Raw genomic sequence first — 19,792 nt, 5'->3', positions numbered from 1 at the left:
TAATCGAATCGATCAGCGTTCAGAAAATCAATCTTGCCCGCAGTCTCGCTCCACACGTTCAAAGTGTTCGTCAATGACATTCAGACTGAGTAGCGATTCACGAAACAGTTGTAAGGAAGCGAAGACAACGCAGGCGATGCCAATGATGGTCAGTCCCCCGACGAACCAGAGGGACTGGGGACGCCAGAGATTCACGACCCCGCCGAGCAGACTTCCCAGTGAAAAAAGACCGACACTGACATACAGACTTGCGAGGGCATCGCGAAACAGTCGAGAACGATGCTGCAGATTACGCGACAAGATCTGGGCGTGTGCATCGGGGTGATCGAGCAGGTGATGGAATTCAGTATGGATTTGACCAAACCGGGCCGATGTCGAAACAATCAGCAATGCGACGCCGGGGAGAAGGATTAAGGGGGTGAGCCAGAATTCGGTGCTACTCATGTTTGTTTTGATTTTTCTAGTGCAGAAAGGTGATGTCTAGCTTCTGTGTTGATGCAATCACTGTCGATTCAATTTTTCTTTTTCTTTCCTTTTTTTCGTTTGCCCTGACCTGGAATGCCCGGTTTCTGATCCCACTTCTGTTGTGGGTTCTTCTTGTATATGGGGGCTCCGTCCTGCTTGGGAAACTGTGCCGCGATCGAGGACAGTTGCTTCAGTGCCTGCTGTGCGACGGGATCGTGCGAGTCGATCAGGTTCTGTTCTTCCCAGGGATCTGTTTTGAGATCAAACAGCTTGATCGGTTTCCGATTCGAGTCGATCCAGAGTTTAAACCGCTGGTCGCGGATCACCCGGTCGTCATATTTCAGCGCAGGGACTACACGCCCTGCGTGCAACTTTGCCGGTCCTCCGCCCATCGACATGATCCACTCACGCGGCCCCTCTTTGGCTTTGCCCAGAATCAGCGGGGCGAATGATTTTCCGTCGACGACACGTCCCGCGGGTATTTTTCCCCCTCCCAGCTCGGCAAACGTGGGGAGGATGTCAGTGAAGTCGGCCAGTGCATTGGTCTCGACTCCTTCAGGCACCGTACCGGGACAGTTGACGATAAAGGGCATGGCGGTGCCGTTCTGCTCAGTCATTTTGGTCTTGCCGCCGCGGACGAGATGGCCCAGACGATGATTTCTCTGACCGCCGGTTCCATTGTCGGTGGTGAAGATGATGATTGTGTTGTCGCGAATGCCGGCTTCGTCGAGCGCTCTGACCAGCTTGCTCACAAGCTTGTCGGTGTAGCGGACCATGCCTGCAAACAGACGCCGCTTGTCGGTTTCGTTTTTGTTGTCAGGCGTGGTGGTGAGCGGGCTGTGGGTGAGTACCATCGGGTAATAGAGCAGCATCGGCTGGTCTTTATGCTTGCCAATGAAGTCGATCAGGTAGTCGCAATAAATATCGGGGCCGAACTGCCCGGCGTAGGTTTTGCTCCCTTTTCCTTTGATGTTGATATAGGGGTTCCAGTAGCGTTCGGCACTCGGCGGGTTGTGTGCTTCATAGCCCGTCCACATACACCATTCATCAAAGCCGGCCTCGTACATCGCCTGGGGTTCGACGCGGAAATCATCAATCTGCCACTTACCGGCGGCGCAGGTTTTGTAACCTGCCTGGCGGAGCACGTTCGCGTACATCTTGTTTTGACTGGCATCAAAGTGTGCGCTGGCACCCCAGCGGGGGACATCCCAGTGATTGGTCCAGCCATGCCGAAACGGATACTGCCCGGTGAGCAGCGTCACGCGGGTCGGCGTGCATTGTGGCATGCACCAGGCGTTGTTGAATTTCATCCCAGTCGCCGCGAGCTTGTCGATAGCGGGTGTCTTGATGTCCTCACCGCCGTAACAACTAATCCATTCCTTGCCCAGATCATCGACCATAATGAACAGGATGTTGGGCTGTTTGAGTTCTGCGGAAACAGCGGGCTGTATCAGCAACAGAATGACGGTCAGGGAGAGCAGGGTGCGAAACATGGCTGAATCCTCATCGTATTCATGGGGTGAATGTGATGTCTGATTCTAGCCGGGATCGAGGACCATCGCAACGAACTCTCTGCAGACAAGGGCGACGCGTGTTGTAATCTCTCACAGGGAAGGCTAATCTAAAAGGATGCTGCGAAATCGAATTTTCGTCGCAATTCGTTTAGATCAAATCGGTGACTAAGGAAAGTGCTCACATGAAAACTTTGAAGCTGTTTCTCATACTCAATCTATTGGTGACCTTACTCACGACGACCGTCACGGCGGAGGAGTGGGCAATTGATTCACAAAATGAATGGAAGGCTGCGACCGCCAAGCAATCCAAGTTGGAAATCAAAGAGGGGACGGCGATCCCGACCGACAAGGTCGCCACGTTCACCAGCAACATTAAGCGCTTTGACAAGAAACGCAAGGCTCAGTCCATTGTCATTGAGCAGTCACCGGTCTGGCAGAACTGGGAACCGATTGCCAATCTCGGGCCGGTGAATCTGCAGGACGCCCCCGTCTTTCTGGCGATCGGGCCGAATAACTACTGGGTCTTTGGTCGTTATGGTGGCGCTAAAAAGAAAAAAGGTTTCAAACCGAAGTCTACTTCTCTCGATGGGTTCGACGTCAAGCTGCAGACCACTCCCTGGAAACATCAATATGATGCGCCGGGCGGATTAGAAAAGGGCCTCGGCGGCTATCATGGGTGGCAGAGTCGCGATATGGTCAACTGGGTGCATCATGGCCCGGTCACTGAAGCATTCTCCCGCTGGGTGACGAGTGCCGAGTACAAAGACGGCAAGGTTTATATCTATTACGACTACCCCAACGACCAGGACCCGCATGTCTACATCGATGAAGATCTGACCGACGGCAAGCCGGGCAAAGACATGGGACTGGCGGTCAACGATCCCTCACACGGTTCGGACGCCGGCTTCATCCGCGACAAAGACGGCCGCTTCCATGTGATCCTCGAAGACTGGAGCCCCATCAATGCCAGCAAGCGTTCCTGGGATTCGCCGCTCGCGGCCCACGCGGTCAGCGAAGATGGTGTGACGGACTGGAAATTTCTGAAGCCCCCCGTGGACAATCGCACGAAAGATACGGGCAAAGTCGCCGAGTACAAACACCCGCACTGGCTGCAACATCCCAAGTGGAACACGAACATCGGCAAGTACAACGTGCATGAACCGGAACAGGAAGCCTATGGTGACTGGGCGCCAATTTGTGTCGGTTCGCAATACTATCTGTTCGGTGATTACGACCCGGCGGGGGGCGGACACATGAGCGTCGGCTGGTTTACCAGCCCTACGATCGACGGACCCTTCCAGTGGTGCGATAAAATCGGCAACGGTCACCCGGACCCCGACATCGGCTTTGCGGAAGGCCGGTTCTACCTCTTCACACAGCAAAACACGGATTTCGTCAGCCCCGGTCCCTGGGTGGAGCAGGTCGATGTCCGCGTCGGCGTGGATACCAATAACGACAGCAAGCTCGACCAGTGGACCGACTGGACCGAAGTGAAAGAGACCTACGATTACACGCCGGGTCTGTCGAAACACGTCAAAAAAACACCCGCCAAGCTCGATCTGAAAAAGTTACCGGCTGGCTATAGCTTCGGCTTTGAACTGAAACTGAAAGACACGACCGAGAACAAGTCGAAACCGATGATTGAGAAGGTGACGTTGGCGTTTGAGTGAAAAGAAAAGATGTCAGCGACTGTGTTCCTGACCATATCAATTGCCCGAGATATTCGTTGAGGAAAGCAGCATCAGCCGTACGGCGTTAGCCGCGGTGTTTACGATCACACCAATTAACCGGGGCTAACGCCCTTCGGCTAGTAATGAATGTTCTACGGCTCATAGCAAACACCCGATGGCTAATAGTTTTGTCATTTGAGTCACTGATAGATACAAAGAGGTTATCCTTGCACTGATTGCAAGAATAACCTCAGTTCATTTCCCATCAGCTCACAATCCCTGTGGCAGAGAATTCCGGTTGTTACTTTTTATGCGCTTTGTGGCAAGCGGCACAGGATTGAGTCATTTTTTTGAAGGCGGCACTTGCTGCTTTCAAATCCTGCTTTTTACATGCTTCCAGTACAGCAGCACTCTCGGATTGCAGCGTCTTTGAGGCACCAGCCCATTTACCATCGGGGCAACGTCCGTCAGCCATGAGCAGGTGACCCACTTCGTTCAAACAGGCAGCATGGCAGGCAGCGGTGTCCCAGGCCTTCTCGTCGGCCGGGCCGCTGGCTTTCAATAATTTGCCTAAACCCGCACAATTGGGTTGCACGATCCCACGCATTAAATACTTCGTTTCCGCGGGTCTGGTTTTGCCCTGTTTTACCTGAGCTGAAGCGGTTGTTCCCAGAATGACAATTCCCAGAGCCGACAGAACTAATCCAGTTCCGAGCATTAACTTTCTTGCCATGAAGTCATCTCCCAAAGGTAGAAGGAAAGAGAAACGGTACTAGAGACCACCTTGGTCTCTCCTGTTCCCGTCGTAGCAGACGTAATTACTACTGTGAACGAGATTCAGAAATAGGATAAACGGATATTTAAATAATATTTGATTGGGGTTTCTGTCAATTGTCAAGGATTCCGTACTGTCTCCAGATGATTTTTCATAAAACATGAATCCTCGAATTGAAGCCGGCAAAACGGAGATGAGCCGTCTCTTTAAGAACCGCAGGGGGGATTTCTTCGGCAATGGAAACTGGCTTGTCAAAAGGGCCGCAGGGGGCACTGGAAAGCGTTATAAAACAGAAAGGCAGGCTCGGAAAAGTAGAAAAAAGTTTTCTGAAATCGTTTATGAGTGCTCTCCCATTTCCTTGAGCCGCAAGCAAAAGTTATAGCTTAATAGTGCAAATCAGGTAGAATACACGTGGGCCATTTTCAGGAGACTTTGTTTGGGGGCTGTTTCTTTTAATTCCTGAGGATGTATCTGGAATGACCACTTTTAATCAAACGGAATCATTATCGCTCCCGAACGACGTAGATCAACGTGGTTCACACAATGAGTTCTGTCGAACACCAGATTATGAACGCATCCTCTCATTTTGCCTGAAAAGAACGACGTCTGACCATTCGAATCGTCTCGAACGTTCTCATCTCAAAACTCGTCTCGCAACTTCGGACACTGAATCACAAACATTGATTTCTGAATTAAGTCTGCTGGGACAAAGGGCCATCCAGAATACGGCAGAGTTACTTGATCCTCGTCTGAAACAACTGGCGGCTGAGTATGTTGGTAGTTCACACAGCAGACGCTATGAAATATGCGAGCAACTCTATCAATCGTTATTAACTCAATCCGAGCCCGTTCGTTCGCAAAACGAATTGCTGGAACACATCTGGGGCGATCTTACGAATCAATCCTGTAACCGGATCTTTGCGCGACAATTCCTGAAGCATGGAAATCCCAATTGTTTTGGGCGTGCGTTGATCCTGCATGCGTTTGCTCAACTCGCGAATGCCACTGTTTTGGGGGCAATGCCTCTGATACCCAGTTCAGAACTCTCGGTCCGACACGATGGTCTTGTGGCAAAATGGATTTTAAGACGCGCCCAGAAACAAAACGTGAAACTGAGACCAGAGTTGATTTCGTTTTTACAATTTATCGTCAAGCGGCCTGAGATTGACCGTATCCGGCCACTGATGTTTCATATGGGATTGGTATTTCAGATCAGCCCCGCTTGCTGGGTTTTAATCGATCCGCATGCGAAAGCATTTGGCAAATATCAAAATACAGCTCTGATTTCTCACATCGAGGAAATCAGTCAACAGAGACCACAGGAAATATTCAGCGCAGACTTTCGCTCTGAAACGAATCTGAAAAGTGGGAACCAAATCAGACAACTAAAATCCTTAACCCGGTTTCTGGATCAACTACAAGCTCTCAGTGAATGTCCTGCCGGTGAAGCTTTGATGGCCATGGCAAAATCACAGTTTCTGGATTTTGTGCTCAGTGACGATTGGAACATTCCCCGGGAACAGAAAGAAAAGATCGCTGCACAGCTCCGGGGGGAGCTGGCCCCGGTGGTGGAGGAGCGTTGTCTGGAACCATTACTGGAAACGCAGCACTCCCGGTCGACGCTATGCCGCATCCAGGCGTTCTTGGAATATTGTTCATTGCTGGATTGCGGAAAAGAATTTATCGGCCTGCTCTCATTTCACGTTTCTGCCGACACGCAAGCTTTACGCGCGGAGATGCTGCAGGTTTCATTTACAGAACTTCTGTCGGAACTGATCGCACGGTTTCATGGCTTTCTGTTTAATCTATGTTCGCTGAGTCATGATCAGGAGTTATTGCATCCTGTTATTGAACTATATCGGCCGGATTTTCGTGTTGGCGTCGAATTGATCTCGCATGTCAATGCCGTCACTCTTCGTTCTGAGACGATCACACGACAGTTATCGCATATCTGTCAGGGACAATCGGTCCAACTCTCAGCGGCGACAGAGATCCTGCGCAATCCGACAGAATCGATTCGTCGATCATCAAGAAAAGCATTTGAACAACTAGTCACAGCAGAAACCCACTCGTGCCGACTTCAGGAAGTTCTGAAACGGATCTCCATTAAAATTTCTCACATCCAGGAGCAAGAAATATCATGAATCAAAGTGAACACGACTTTATCGAAAACGAAGCAGGGCAGGTTAAAGTCAGATTGAAAAAAACGCTGGGGGATATTGAGGGCTGCCGCAAGCATTATCTGCTGGAAGCCATTCCGGGGATGATGTCTGTGGTAGAAAAGGTGATCAACGAATTTATCGAAGAAACAAAAAACAGCGTGGAATTTGCCAACGCACAGCAAGAATTACAACATGCAAATTATGATCAGGACGAATTAACCAGGTTGGTTCGCCAATATGAAACGCATCACTCAATGCAGATTGCCCTGAAGGTTGCCTACGAGATCTGGAAAAACGACCCCAGTGATGCAGACCGATTACGACAAATCGTGGATCACGCTGACGGTATGCTCCCTTCCGGAAGCGAAACCTTTACCAGCTCTCAAGCACCCACATAACTAGCGACAGGAAAGTGTCCTGGCATATTTTATCTGCTCCATGCACCAGTCGCTCGTCAAAAAATGTACTGACCTCGATTACTTTCCACCAACGATTAGCTTAATTCTTTGCCGAAATCTGGCGGGATTGTTCCTGAAGGTATTTCTCGATGAACTTTCGAACTTGCTCGTCTTTTGCGATTTGGGCAGGGGTTTGCCCGCCGTTGTTTTTGACGGTTGCATCTGCTCCGAGTGCCAGGAGTTTTACGATCAGCTCTCTTTCCGAATTTTTGCTTGCCAGATGCAAAGGTGTATTTCCCTCACGGTTTTTTACATTAATCTGTGCTTTGCCAAGAAAAATCAGTAAGTCAACAAGGTCCCATTGCTGCGCTGCAATCGCCAGATGCAAGGGGGTTGCCCCGTTTTTATCCCGTGCATTCGCGTTGGCACCATTTTGAATCAGAAACTCGACAAGCTCTGTGTGCCCGTTCGTACTGGCGTCCCAGAGATAGGCATCCAGATTGACTTCTTCTCCCTTCGCGATTTGTTCTCGTAGCTTGCGCAGTATTTTCTGCTCATCTGTTTTGGGAGTTTTATCATGTAGCTTGAATTCATCTCGCACCGCTTGCGCAGCCAACAGTGTTAAGGCCAGCGAGCGATCTCCTGACTGGAATGCCAGTTGTTGCGCGGTTTTGCCAGCTGTGTTCTTTTTTTCAAGGTTCGCTCCCCGAATGATGAGGAGATGGATCAAATCTTTGTGCTTCCCAATCACAGCAATATGCAAGGGAGTATCGCCGTTCGTTTTCGAAGCCGCATCCAGATTTGCACCGACCATAAGTAAAAACTCGGCCAGTTTAACGAATCCCTGCTTAGCGGATTTCCGGAGTTCTTGATCGAGATCGACTTTCTGATTCTGCTTGAATCGGGATTCCAGAGAATTCATGGCCTCGGATTCCTGGGGTGTCAGTTTTTCCGTTCCCGGTAGACTCTCCTCAGCTGCAATGGCTTTGCGTTTTTCCTGTAGCAGTTTCAGTAAATCCTGGGACGAACGTTCTTGGTCTGATTGGGAATTCGCATCAGCCGTCCGTTTTTCCGTTTCAGTAGAATTATTTTCCAGCCCTTGATCGGCTGCATTCAACGGCAAACAGCACAATCCCAACAGCAGCATCACAGTATGAAAACAGTATCTGTTGTTGATGTATTTCATTTCAGAAAACTCCTCTTCAAGTCACCGATCAGCAAACTTCAAAACGACAAAACTCAGATAGTGATATTCTCAAGAACCCGTTTTTGATTTGCTCACGGTCCACGTTCCCTTGATATATCCGACTTTCGCCCCTTTTTCGAATACCGTAATCGTCCATTCTGCTGGGCCGCTCTCAGAATTGAAGGGGTCTTTCACAATCACGTATTTGTCTTTGTTTACTACTTCGACGACGGCTCCCTCCATCCGTACTGTGATCTGTTTTTCACTTTTTACAGCGACCAGAGAACCGTTCGAATAGCGGCAGGAAATTGGTTTGGATGGATTCGATTTTTGTGTGGCACCAGGAGGTGTAATCGTTGTCGTGAGTGAGCCGACACCCTGTTCGTTGAGGGTCACATTCATGCTCATGGACATCCGCTGGTTTTTCATTCTTTCCAATGCAGCAAAGACTTGTGGATCGCAGCCAACGATTTCTTTGTCTTCGAGCCGTTGGCGGTATTTCTTGTTCAGATAGACCTCAGTAATAATGAATGATCCATTTGACCAGACGCCGGAGACATCAGCCGCTGTAAGATATACTGAGGGTTTTTCAGCATTCAGAAATCCTTCTAAGAGAGCAGGATCAGATAATAATAATTCTGCCTGGTAGGCCCCTATTTTGATTCTGAGGTCCTTCAGTTTTCGTTTGAGTTCAATAATTTGAACCTCGGTTTCTTTTAATTGCCTGTCAATCATAAATAGGGTTTTGTTATACGAATCGAGCGACATGCGCGTCAGCTCCTGACGCAATCCGTTGATGATTTCCCGTTCTGCCGCTTTCCCTCCTTCTTTCACCATTTTTTCCAGTTCTGGTTGGCTCTTGATATAACTTTGTAATTTATTCTCAATCTCGTCTGAAAAGATAATCTGCTGATTTTTTTCTTTCAGTTTGTTGCGGACCTGCGTTCGCGCCTGTTGCAGAAGCGAATAGCGATTTTCCAGATGCGCCAACTCAGTCTTGACGCTATACTTCAATCCTTCTTTTGATGCAAAATCAAGCACTTTTATCGAAGTGGGAACTGAATCTAAACTGTTTGAGCTTTGTGCTTTTACACTGCTTACTTGAGTAAGGCAAAACAGGAATAAACTGAGATAGAGGATTGGCAAGCGAAACGTCATTGCAGTCTCCTTAAAATTTGTATTGACGCGGAACAGCATGCAGAGAATCGTTTGTTCTCGCGTCTCCGCTCAATATGTACTTTGCACAAACTTAAAATCTTTCTCTTTCATTCGTAACCGCAGGATGACTGCTGCAATACCCAGTAAAATGATGATTGCATACAGTAGGGGGTATAGTTTATCGGGCGCTGCCCAGGTTGCAGGACGCGCACGAAAAAAATACACGACTGCGCGGCACATGGTGAAAAACAGAGCTGCTACCAGAAATGGAATACCATCAATTGCCTCTTTCCGCATCAACCAGAGTGCTAATCCGGCAGCAATCAGAGCGCCGCAGAGTTCATACAACTGTGTCGGATAAACAGATTGAGGACCATCGAAGAGAACCGAGGGATTTTGTGAAATCTGATATAAAAAAACGGGACTATCGTTAGGGTATGTCACCGCGCCCCAGGAAGAACTCGGTAAGCCGAAACAGCAGCCATTGAGATAGCAGCCCAGACGGATGGTGGCGATTCCCAGGCAAATCCCCGGAGTTACACTATCGGCCAGCCGCCATGGATCAAGGAGGGTCAGCCGGCACATCACATAGCCCATGATTCCACCAAGCAAGATACCACCATACAAAGCAAAATTTCTAAATCGGAGTTCATATACATCGGAAACGTTTAGATAAGCATCCGGATTGGTAAGCCAATGCAGTAAGCGGGCACCGATCGGAACGGAAACGATCAGTGCTGCCAGGGAAATCAACAGGGGGCGCATGGGAATGCGACGTCTGTGGGCTATGAATAGCGTCAATGTCACTGTGAGTAGAATTCCTGCTACGATCGACGCACTGTAGGATGTGACCGTAAATACATCCTCGCCCCACTGAGCGCGAAACAACTCGAGATGCATTGATTCTCCTTTAACATTCCCCCTTGAAGGAAATGCCCTGAACCCAAGGGCACACTTCACTTTTCGTCAACGTCGCGTATCAACTTGTGGCATTTGACACAGGTGATTGTGATCGCTGCGAACGCGGTGGCTGCGCCGTCGGCATTTTTATCCTCGGCCATACGAATCAGTTCCTTGTTGGCGAATTCGAATTTGTTGAGCTGTGCTTTGTATTCCGATTGCGAAGTCTCCGGACTATTCCGTAGCCAGGATTCCAGAATGCCAAAATTTCGCAGGGCACGCGCATTTTTCTCAACCGATTTAAAATCTCCTTCTGTCAACGCAGCCAATATCGTCTGTGATTTTAAAAGCTTCGCCTGCATCCAAAAATCTCGATCCTTTTCAGACAGTGTCTCACCGGACTTGTCTTTTTTGCTCACCGTTGCATTCTTTTGCCCCTTCTTTTTGGGGGCATTCTTCTCTGCATAACCGTTTAGTGCGAAGGCGGAAATACAGGCAACAGCAATCAGTATGTAAGGCGTTTTCTTGTTCATAGGAATTCTCTCTTTCGATTCAGAACTCAGGTACAAAACACTACCGCAGAGCTAATCTGGCTCGTCACGACAAAAACAACTCACAACAGCTTCAATTTTGCAATCTATATACGGATACTCAATCACTGGTTTGATTCGTATTACCAGTTCTGAAGCGAATGTTGTCATTTTGTTATGAACAGAAATTTGTTACATGCTCAGGTTACATTCGAATTTGTAAATGAAAATGGGTCTTTGTTCTATTGACTCTATGGGGACTCTCCTGATGCGGATTCAAGCAGGCATGAGACGTACTTAAGTCAAATTGATCAACGCCGTCCGACTCTTCCTGGAAAGCAGCACCGCGCCCGCAGCAGACCGCGTCTTGACCAAAAAGCCTGGTTCTTGCAGATAAGCAGCGGGTGTTGAAAGTTCATGTGAGAGGGGCTGGTGATATCTGGTAGGATTGGTTTGCCGTTGGTTTGGATTGCTTGCTAGACGTTCGAAACGGCGGCTGGCGCCGTGCCGCTCATTGTATGGGCGGTGTGGACTTGTGACGCTGGTTTTCGTCCCATTCCAACCGTTAATTGGGATGGGACGTTCTCAGGCGGGCGAGCAAATAGACTCGCCCGACGGGAGAAAACATAATGCTACGGGAGAATTCATCATGATGGTGAAACGAATTGTTGTGAATGGCGTGGGCCGGTCAAGGAGTTTTGCGAAATCTTTTGCGGAGCAGTGGGGCGGGAGGTGTTGGATGAGTGGCGGGGCGGGTTGTTATGTGGCCGTTATGCGTTGGTGTGTGTCGACCCGCATAACTTTTTGGGGGTTGATTGGCGAAAATCGTGCTCAAACCAGCGGTTTATTGGGTGGTGCGGAATGTTTCGTTCATGGTCTTCACCTGAACCAGTACTGTTCTCGCGCGCGACGCATAACTAGAGATCATGAGGAATCGCACGACGCGATCAAGGGCAATTTATTCAGACGCAGAGTCAGGCATTCAGTGATGCATACGGAACAGCAGCTTAAAAGAAAGGGAAGATGCCGGAAAGAGACTTACAATACACAAGTCGTTGTAGCGAAAGAGTGTAAGAAAATGAGGGCGCAGGGACTTGAACCCTGGACCTACGGATTAAAAGTCCGTTGCTCTACCAACTGAGCTACGCCCTCATTAGTTCTTACTGTATCGGATTCGGCTGGAAAATTGAAGCGATGGGATTCGCTTCCGGTTCTCGACAGGGCCGATTGATGACTGAGTCAGGATAATAGCAATAAGCACAATGACTTCACAACATTACGGGCAAAAAAAATCATTGTAAATTCATATTTTCTCTAGCCTTAGTCATACAGACGTGGAATCGATGGAACGGGTTCGCGGAATCTTGAGTCAGATTGAGATCGGGCATTGAAATTCCCCAAAACTCTGACAATCTGAGCCAGAAACGCGGACTCGGAATCAGGCATCGTAGTCACTTTGTGTGTACATTCCATCAATATATCGCCACATGTCGGGGTTGGGGTTTTTGGGTTTTAAGGATTCCGGTAAACGATGAGGGCGGATATTGTCATAACATTGCAGCATTGAAAATCGATGGATGGCAGCAGGAATACCAACCGAAGTGAAGACCGGGTGGCCTGTTGACGGGAAGGGGCCACCGTGATTCATGGCGGGGCTGACGGCGACGCCTGTGGGCATTTTGTCGTTCAAGAGCCGACCTACTTTTTGTCGCAAAGCGGGGGCGATTTGATCGTAGAGGGCGTCATCCTTGCCGTCGGTGTGGCTGTAGATACAACCGGTGAGATTGCCTTCGAGGCACTCTGCGATCTGGGCCAGTTCTTCGTCTGAGTTGGCCAGAATGAATAGGGACGCGTTTCCGAAAGCTTCTTCCTGTAAGGCTTCCGGATTTTCGAGGAACTGGCTGGCGCTGACTTTTAACAGGGTGTTGGCGCAGGAGAAGCCGGGGTTGTCTGAGGCAGAGCCGCCTGTGACGAGTGTGGCGCCGGCGGATTGAATGGCGGCGATTCCGGACAGGAAGCCTTTCTGGACTCCTTCGCCTAACAGGATACCAGCGGGGGCGGCTTCAAACTTTTCTTTCACCTGTTCGATGAAGGTGTCTGCAGCTGCGCCGGCTTTGAGGGCGACCAGTCCCGGGTTCGTACAGAACTGGCCGGTTCCCATCAGGCAGCTGCCTTTGAATTCTTCTGCGATCTCGGCACTGCGTTCTGCTAATGCTTCAGGGAGAACGAAGACCGGGTTGATGCTGGAAAGCTCCAGATAGACGGGTTTGCCGGCTTTGTCGGCGGCTTCCTTGATGGTGAGACCGGCGCTGCGACCGCCAGTATAGCCGATGGCTCCCATCAAGGGATGCGAAACCAGGCGGCAGCCGTCTGCGTGGCTGGTGCGATAAATGAGCTGGACGAAGCCATTCGGCATGTTGGTCGCTTTGGCTGCTGCGTCTGCGGCTTCGGCGAAGATCTGTGTTGTTTTGGGATGAGAGGAATGACCTTTGGCAATCACAGGATTTCCGGCTGCGACCGCGGCGGCGAAGTCGCCTCCCGCGATACTGTTGAATGCGAAGGGGAAATTGTTGGGACCGAAAACGGTGACGGGACCGATGGGGCCAAACAGGGAGCCAATGCCGGTGCCGGTATCGATGGTCGGCTGCGCCCAGGAACCTTCGCGGGCATGGCTGGCGGCTTGTCTCAATTGATTCGTGGTGCGAGGGAGTTCGCCGTCTCTCAAGCGGGGGGATTCCGGATAACCTGTTTCCAGATTCGCGGCCTCAACCAGCGCGTCGGCCTGTTTTTCGATTTCTTCGGCGTAAGATTCGAGGAAGGCGGCAAATCGTTCGCCGGTCCAGCCTCGCATTTCTTTGGAAGCGGCAGCAGCGGCCTGGACGACGGATTCGATTTCGTCCCAGGGACTGACAGGAAACTGTGGCTCCAGAGTTTCCGCGGTTGCCGGATTGACGGCTTGAAATGTCTGGGTACCCGTTGATTCAATCCATTGGCCATTGATGAGAACCGGTTGTGTCTGCATGATCTATCCTTCTGAGCCTGCCTTTAAGTTGGCAATCGGTTAAACTGAGTGTCTGAAATAAATAGTGTAACAAAAACTGATCGAAGAAGAATCCATCCACTCTGATGCAGCAATTTGATGTCGTAATTATGGGAGCCGGCTTCGGCGGCAGCTTGACGGCGCTGCTGTTGGATCGCGTTGGTTTGTCGGTCGCGATCGTTGATCGCGGAACGCATCCCCGTTTTGCGATCGGAGAATCCTCGACGCCCGCCGCCGGGTATCTGCTCCGGTCACTCTCTGAACAGTACGATCTTCCACAATTTCAGCCATTTTGCAAGCATGGGACCTGGCAGGAACACTATCCCGGATTAGCCTGTGGGATCAAACGCGGTTTCAGTTATTTTTCCCATGAGCCTCAACACAACTTCAAAGCGAAGCCAAGTCATGGCAGTGAATTGCTGGTGACTGCGAATCTGAGTGATTCTTTAGCGGACACACACTGGTATCGGGCGGACGTTGATAATTTTTTCGCTGAAGAGGTTCAAAAATCGAAAGTGGTTTATCTGGATCAGTCTGAAGTAACGCTTGAACGGTCGGACGGCTGGGAAATTACAGGAACGAGAAAGGGGGAGCCGATTGCGCTGCAGGCGGCATTTGTGATTGATGCGACGGGGGCTGCAGGGATTGTTCCGAATACATTGGGCATTGAACGCCAGACCGAGTTTCTCACGAAATCATCGGCCGTCTATGGGCATTTTGCCAGTGTGGTTTCCTGGGCTGAGGTATTGGATCAGAGTCACATTGATCGGAGTGATTATCCGTTTGACTGTGATCGCGCGGCGCTGCATCAGGTATTGCACGAAGGGTGGATGTGGCAGTTGCGATTTAATAATGGGATCACGAGTGCGGGTTTTGTGTTAAAAGAAGATCAGCAAACCGGTGGGGCTGAAGATGTTTGGCGACAGATGTTAGAAGGTTATCCATCGATTGCCGCCCAATTTGCAGACGCGTCTCTGGTGGCGCCTGAATCGGGGCTGGTTTCTACGAATCGATTGCAACGCGGCTGGAAGAAGTGTGCTGGCGAGAACTGGGCGTTGCTGCCTCATACGGCTGGGTTTATTGATCCACTGCACAGCACCGGGATTGCGCATACGTTATGTGGGATTGAACGCCTGGTTGCTGCTTTGGAACAATTCTGGGGGAAAGAGGAATTGACCTCAGTGATGGTAGATTATTCGGATTCGATTCAGGCTGAGCTCTCGTTGATCGATTCACTGGTTGCCGGCTGTTATCTTAGCTTGCCGCACTTTGATTTGTTTACGGCGAGCACTCTGTTTTATTTTGCTGCAGCGACCGGTTTTGAACATTTGCGGTGTTCTGAAGGAAAACAGCCGTTGTTTTTGTGTGCGGATGATACTGAATTCAGACAAGCAGTTCGAGAATGGATCCATTTGCTGGAACAGGGGGCGGATGAAATTCCGCAAGCGATTGAACGGGCAGAGTTGTTGTTGAAACCTTGGAATCGGGTGGGGCTGTTTCAACCTGCGATACCGAATATGTATTACTACACCGCGGCTCCGGAGACAGAGCCACGGTGAGGATACGATTTCAGTTTTATGTGATAATGGGAGACCGTTTCTGAGCGAGTTCTTCCATCATATTTTGGATATTGGACGTGATTTCTTCCGGACTGGTGGCAATACCCGTCATGAGAGAGGCGTTCCAGAAGAGTTGACGGCCACACTGCTTGATAAATGCGTGCTGGTCTGCATTCGATGACAGCGTACAGAGGCGTTTGATCAATTCGGCATCGGGATTGATCTCCAGAATGCGTTTTGTGGTCGGGAAGTCCTTGTTGTTCATGCTCAAGACTTTTTGGAGTTGGGAGCTGATCGCGCCTTCGGGCATCACGAGACAGCAGGGACTGTCTGTCAGACGATCTGACTTCGTGACTGATTCGACGTCGTCTTTGAGTTCTTCCTCGAACAGGGAAATCACTTTTTCAAATTCCGGTGAAAGTGGCTCTTTCTGTTCTTCTTTCTTTTCTGATTTTTCTTCTGAGTCTACCTCGGTGTCTGTCTCGCCGGGCAGTTTTACATCGGAAGAATCGATGGAAACAATATCGTGGTCTTCAAATTTCATCAAATTGGAGAGGACGATTTCATCCATGGGGTCCGGCAGGTAGAAGACTTCAATGCCTTTTTTACGGAAGATTTCCAGGTTCGGGTTTTTGGCGATCGTGTTAAAATCGTTCCCGCCTAGATAATAGATCTGTTTCTGACTCTCATCGGCTCGTTCGAGGTAGGCTTCCAGTGAAACCAGTTCGTTCTCTGAGGTTCCGTTTGAGGAAGGGAATCGCAGTAGCTTGGCAATGGTATCGCGATTTTCGAAGTCGGTTCCAATTCCTTCTCTCAGACAGCTGCCGAACTGTCGGTAGAATTCGAGGTACTTTTCTTCATCGTCTTTTGCCATAGAAGCGAGGTGCGAGAGCACACGTTTGACTAATACTTTTTGAATCTTGCGGAAGATCGTATTGTCCTGAAGTGACTCTCGAGAGATGTTGAGGGGCAGGTCTGCGGAGTCGACGAGTCCGTAAATAAAACGCAGGTATTCAGGCAGAAGGTCTCGATTGTCGTTTTGCACAAGGATGCGTTTGGCACAGAGGCTGATGCCGTGTTCTGTACGACCGAAGCCCATCAATTCCAGGTTGGACTGCGGGCAGTATAAGATGCTGTGAAACTGGAACGGAGAGTCGCTGCTGAGGTGCAGATGCCAGCGTGCCTGTTCTTCGCCGTTATGTGCCAGGTATTGATAGAACCCGTCGTATTGTTCCTGTGTGAGTTGTGTTTTCGGTTCCAGCCAGATGGGGGGCTGGTCGTTGACGAGTTCTTCGCCGAGCTTAATGGGGTAGGGGACGAACGTGGAATATTTATTGAGGATGAATTTCAGGCGGGTGTCGTTGGTAAATTCATCGAGATCTTTGCGGAGGTGCAGACGGATGGATGTTCCGCGTTCCAGACCTTCTTGAGGTTCAATGGTAAAGGAGCCGGTTCCGTCGGATTCCCATTTCCAGCCGGATTCTTCCTGGTAGCTGCGGGTTAAAACTTCGACTTTATCAGCCAGCATGAATGCGGAGTAGAAGCCGACGCCGAATTTACCGATCAGCGAGACTTCTTCCTTTTCGTCTCCGGCGGCGTTTTTCAGAAAGTCGAGCGAGCCGCTATGGGCGATCGTACCGATGTTCTCGATCAATTCTGCATGCGTCATGCCGACGCCGTTATCGCAGATTCCCAAAATTCGGTTTTCGGCATCGGGTTCCAGACGGATTTCTAAAGGCTGTTCGTCTTTGATGGATTCATCGGTGAGTGCGAGAAATCGATATTTATCCAACGCATCGGAGGCGTTCGATATAAGTTCTCGGATAGCGATTTCCCGGTTTTGATAGAGTGAGTGCGAGAGCAAATCCAAGAGTTTCTTGATTTCAGCCTGAAATGTGAATTTTTCGGATGTTGTTTTTTCGTTCATTGCCTTACTCTAAATCGTTTTAATAAAGTGAACTGAATTGATAGGGGTTCGTGAATGAAGCGGTGAATGATCTGTCGATCACGTTCGTTCTGCCCTGTTTATAAATGGAATGGCATTTATTGTAAAGTTGCCCAGTCCAACTCATGGTGACTCCTGCTGAGAAATCCCGGTAAAAGACATTTGTAATCTGCCTACTGACTGAGTAATAATAAGATGTTTGAGATCGGGGCAGATTCCCCGGTGATTTATGAACTGGACTGCATCAGCAGATTCTTCCTATATAACATTGAGATATCTCACGGAGACTTCACTCATGGAATTTTACTCACGTCGTGATTTTTTGAAAACTTCTGCTTTGGGTGGCGCTTTGGCATTAGGGGGCGGCTTGACTGGATCTGTCTTCGGTGCGAAAAAGGTAGCGAAACAAGCACAATATGGTCTGGTGACTTATCAGTGGGCGAAAGACTGGGATTTACCGACATTATTGAAAAACTGCAAAACGGCGAACGTGCTCGGCGTCGAATTGCGAACAACACATAAGCATGGCGTCGAGCGAACTCTCAGTAAAGCTGAACGCAAGGAAGTCACGAAACAGTTTGCAGACAGTCCTGTGACACTGGTGGGGATCGGCAGTAACGAGCGGTTTGACAATCCTGATGCGGCTGTTTTGAAGAAAGCGATTGCTGACACACAGGATTTTATCAAATTGAGCCACGATGTGGGGGGGACGGGAGTTAAAGTGAAACCCGATTCTTTTCACAAAGGAGTTTCACACGAAGAGACGATTGAGCAGATTGGTCGCTCTTTAAATCAGGTTGGAAAATATGGTGCCGACTGGGGACAGCAGATTCGTCTGGAGGTTCACGGCAAATGTGCGCATCTGCCTACGATTCGGAAAATTCTGGATGTTGCTGATCACCCGAATGTGGCGATTTGCTGGAACTGCAATCAGCAGGATCTGGAAGGAGCCGGCCTGGAAGCCAATTTTGCGATGGTCAAAGATCGGTTAGGTGATACGACGCATATTCACGATCTGATCAACAATCCCTATCCCCACAAGCAGTTTTTTGAGCTGATGGCTGGTGCGAATTATACCGGGTGGTTAATGCTGGAAGAAGGGAAGCTGCCTAAGCAGGATACCGTCGCTGCCTTGGCAGAGCAGCGCAAAGTGTTCGATAAGATGTGGGCGCAAGCGCAAGACAGCTAATCGCCGGGTAGCGAGAAACGAATTGCGAAGTCTGGAAGAGTCACTACTTATGGAGTTTCGCAATTCGTGTTGCCGTGCGCATTCTGTTCTTTAATGGCGGCGTAGACTTCTTCACGATGAACGGTCACGTCTTTCGGGGCTTCAATTCCGAGACGGACTTTGTCGTTCTTGATTTCAATCACCATCAATGTGATTGAATCTCCAATAATGATCTTTTCGTCTTTTTTTCGGCTGAGTACAAGCATCGCGATTCCCTGCGAACAAGTGGGGGAACATCTTTGTTAAAGGCTTTTTCTGATTATGTAAAACAACATGTTTTGAAAAAGCGACACTTGAAACTTAGCGTACTGTTTTTGGGGTGTCTGCTTTGATCTGAAAAAAAAGGAAGGTAATCTGGTAAGCGATTCACGCGAATCATCAATTGTGACGATTATGCCAGTTGCTCCGGCTTGTTAAATCAGCAGGCCTTTGGTGAAGAGTCTCACTCATCAGGTCAGAAATTCGACGGGATCACCCACCCGCATCATATCAGAGTGCTCGTTGGGTTGTCTGGAAAGTCTGGTGTTGACGGCAAGGCGATACATATTCTGGAACAGTTCGAGTGGTGCCCAGGTTGGGAATGTCTCTTTTCTTTTTCGGATGAATGTTTTCATAAACTTCGAGTCTGTGTCACCCGTGAGCGGATTTCGGGATGGGACCACACATCGCTTACAGGGATTGGATCCTGCCAGGATGATGGAGCCGATCTGGAACAAGACTGGTGAATCAGTGGTTGAGTAGAGACGGTCTTCACAAAAAGGAAAATCACCTGTGAATTCGAGATTGGCACGGAAACGCAGCCTGAGTTCATCGACAGTGATTTCTGGGAACCAGCGGGCCAACTCTTCATAAGTTTCAGTGCTGATGATGGTTGGTCCCGGTGCCGCGAGGTCATCGGGAAAGCCTGATTCGGAATTTTCTTTTAATGTGACTTGTTGATGGAAGTATTCGCTGAACCAGTTTTCCAGTTCAGTTCTTTGTTCGATCAGATGAAATACAAGTGTTTGTGGAGATGTATCGGGGGAAGAGAGTGAGACGGTCTGTTGGGCTAAATCAAATTGAGAGCGTATCCGATGAATGTCCGGATACTTTTTCCCGTTGATGACATTCTCTGCTTGATCGAATAAGGCGTATTGTCGATCTCCGACAAGCGCACCACTGGGTCGTATCTTAGTCTGTTCGAGAAAAACCGGATCAAGTGATTTGATGGGATACACGGCAATCCGGGATAGCGTCCACATGATTTGTCTTATGCTCCATCA

At 49.4% G+C, this 19,792-nt stretch carries 16 protein-coding genes and 1 tRNA gene; 5 read left to right on the top strand and 12 right to left on the bottom strand.

Translation table 11 applies throughout. The features are described 5' to 3' along the window. Window positions 1–27: 27 nt before the first annotated feature. Window positions 28–444 (bottom strand): DUF2721 domain-containing protein, encoded by a 417-nt coding sequence (locus Pan241w_RS15765; protein ID WP_145217680.1) that lies wholly within the window; start codon window positions 442–444, stop codon window positions 28–30. A 68-nt stretch (window positions 445–512) separates the two neighbouring features. Beyond that, complete coding sequence (locus tag Pan241w_RS15760; protein ID WP_145217677.1) at window positions 513–1,958, bottom strand: sulfatase-like hydrolase/transferase; 1,446 nt, start codon at window positions 1,956–1,958, stop codon at window positions 513–515. Window positions 1,959–2,161: 203 nt separating this feature from the next. Here Pan241w_RS15760 and Pan241w_RS15755 point away from each other — a divergent pair, with 203 nt between their 5' ends. After that, on the top strand, window positions 2,162–3,649 hold the full coding sequence (locus Pan241w_RS15755) for a glycoside hydrolase family protein (protein WP_145217676.1): 1,488 nt from the start codon (window positions 2,162–2,164) through the stop codon (window positions 3,647–3,649). Window positions 3,650–3,950: 301 nt separating this feature from the next. On the opposite strand, the gene Pan241w_RS15750 is transcribed toward Pan241w_RS15755, so the two are convergent. Further along, a complete protein-coding gene (locus tag Pan241w_RS15750; protein ID WP_145217673.1) occupies window positions 3,951–4,382 on the bottom strand; it encodes a hypothetical protein in 432 nt (143 codons plus the stop codon). Window positions 4,383–4,900: 518 nt separating this feature from the next. Here Pan241w_RS15750 and Pan241w_RS15745 point away from each other — a divergent pair. Both Pan241w_RS15745 and Pan241w_RS15740 read left to right on the top strand, forming a co-directional pair. Next, complete coding sequence (locus tag Pan241w_RS15745; RefSeq protein WP_145217670.1) at window positions 4,901–6,568, top strand: hypothetical protein; 1,668 nt, start codon at window positions 4,901–4,903, stop codon at window positions 6,566–6,568. Beyond that, on the top strand, window positions 6,565–6,984 hold the full coding sequence (locus tag Pan241w_RS15740) for a hypothetical protein (RefSeq protein ID WP_145217667.1): 420 nt from the start codon (window positions 6,565–6,567) through the stop codon (window positions 6,982–6,984). Before Pan241w_RS15745 ends, Pan241w_RS15740 begins: the two co-directional genes overlap by 4 nt. A 100-nt stretch (window positions 6,985–7,084) precedes the next feature. Here the strand turns inward: Pan241w_RS15740 and Pan241w_RS15735 are convergent, their stop codons facing one another. From Pan241w_RS15735 to Pan241w_RS15710, 6 genes are all read right to left on the bottom strand, one after another. Further along, window positions 7,085–8,170, bottom strand: coding sequence for an ankyrin repeat domain-containing protein (locus Pan241w_RS15735; RefSeq protein WP_145217665.1), 1,086 nt, complete (start codon window positions 8,168–8,170; stop codon window positions 7,085–7,087). 69 nt (window positions 8,171–8,239) lie between these two features. Further along, entirely contained in the window at window positions 8,240–9,328 is a 1,089-nt protein-coding gene (locus Pan241w_RS15730) for a hypothetical protein (protein WP_145217662.1), read from the bottom strand. Between the two features lie 69 nt (window positions 9,329–9,397). Then, window positions 9,398–10,228, bottom strand: a complete 831-nt coding sequence (locus tag Pan241w_RS15725; RefSeq protein WP_145217659.1) for a prolipoprotein diacylglyceryl transferase — start codon at window positions 10,226–10,228, stop codon at window positions 9,398–9,400. 56 nt (window positions 10,229–10,284) lie between these two features. Further along, complete coding sequence (locus Pan241w_RS15720) at window positions 10,285–10,761, bottom strand: hypothetical protein (protein WP_145217655.1); 477 nt, start codon at window positions 10,759–10,761, stop codon at window positions 10,285–10,287. Between the two features lie 1,076 nt (window positions 10,762–11,837). Continuing rightward, window positions 11,838–11,910, bottom strand: a tRNA-Lys gene (locus Pan241w_RS15715). Between the two features lie 286 nt (window positions 11,911–12,196). Further along, entirely contained in the window at window positions 12,197–13,780 is a 1,584-nt protein-coding gene (locus tag Pan241w_RS15710; protein ID WP_145217653.1) for an aldehyde dehydrogenase (NADP(+)), read from the bottom strand. A gap of 104 nt (window positions 13,781–13,884) precedes the next feature. Here Pan241w_RS15710 and Pan241w_RS15705 point away from each other — a divergent pair, with 104 nt between their 5' ends. Further along, the gene (locus Pan241w_RS15705) at window positions 13,885–15,357 is read left to right on the top strand and encodes an NAD(P)/FAD-dependent oxidoreductase (protein ID WP_145217651.1); all 1,473 of its coding nucleotides are present in this window, start codon (window positions 13,885–13,887) and stop codon (window positions 15,355–15,357) included. Between the two features lie 16 nt (window positions 15,358–15,373). Here Pan241w_RS15705 and htpG read toward each other — a convergent pair whose 3' ends face one another. Beyond that, complete coding sequence (gene htpG, locus Pan241w_RS15700; protein ID WP_145217649.1) at window positions 15,374–17,284, bottom strand: molecular chaperone HtpG; 1,911 nt, start codon at window positions 17,282–17,284, stop codon at window positions 15,374–15,376. Window positions 17,285–17,597: 313 nt separating this feature from the next. On the opposite strand from htpG, the gene Pan241w_RS15695 reads away from it, so the two are divergent. Continuing rightward, the gene (locus tag Pan241w_RS15695; RefSeq protein ID WP_145217647.1) at window positions 17,598–18,491 is read left to right on the top strand and encodes a sugar phosphate isomerase/epimerase family protein; all 894 of its coding nucleotides are present in this window, start codon (window positions 17,598–17,600) and stop codon (window positions 18,489–18,491) included. 47 nt (window positions 18,492–18,538) lie between these two features. On the opposite strand, the gene csrA is transcribed toward Pan241w_RS15695, so the two are convergent. Beyond that, window positions 18,539–18,736: a carbon storage regulator CsrA gene (csrA, locus tag Pan241w_RS15690; RefSeq protein ID WP_145217646.1), complete on the bottom strand. Its 198-nt coding sequence runs from the start codon at window positions 18,734–18,736 to the stop codon at window positions 18,539–18,541. Between the two features lie 243 nt (window positions 18,737–18,979). Beyond that, window positions 18,980–19,771 carry an MOSC domain-containing protein gene (locus tag Pan241w_RS15685; protein ID WP_145217644.1) on the bottom strand — a complete coding sequence of 264 codons (792 nt, stop codon included), beginning with the start codon at window positions 19,769–19,771 and terminating at the stop codon, window positions 18,980–18,982. Between the last annotated feature and the right edge of the window lie 21 nt (window positions 19,772–19,792).

The organism is Gimesia alba, assembly GCF_007744675.1.
Classification (GTDB): domain Bacteria; phylum Planctomycetota; class Planctomycetia; order Planctomycetales; family Planctomycetaceae; genus Gimesia; species Gimesia alba.
Note: the sequence above shows the minus strand (reverse complement) of the source record. Positions and strands in the feature narration are given on the sequence as shown.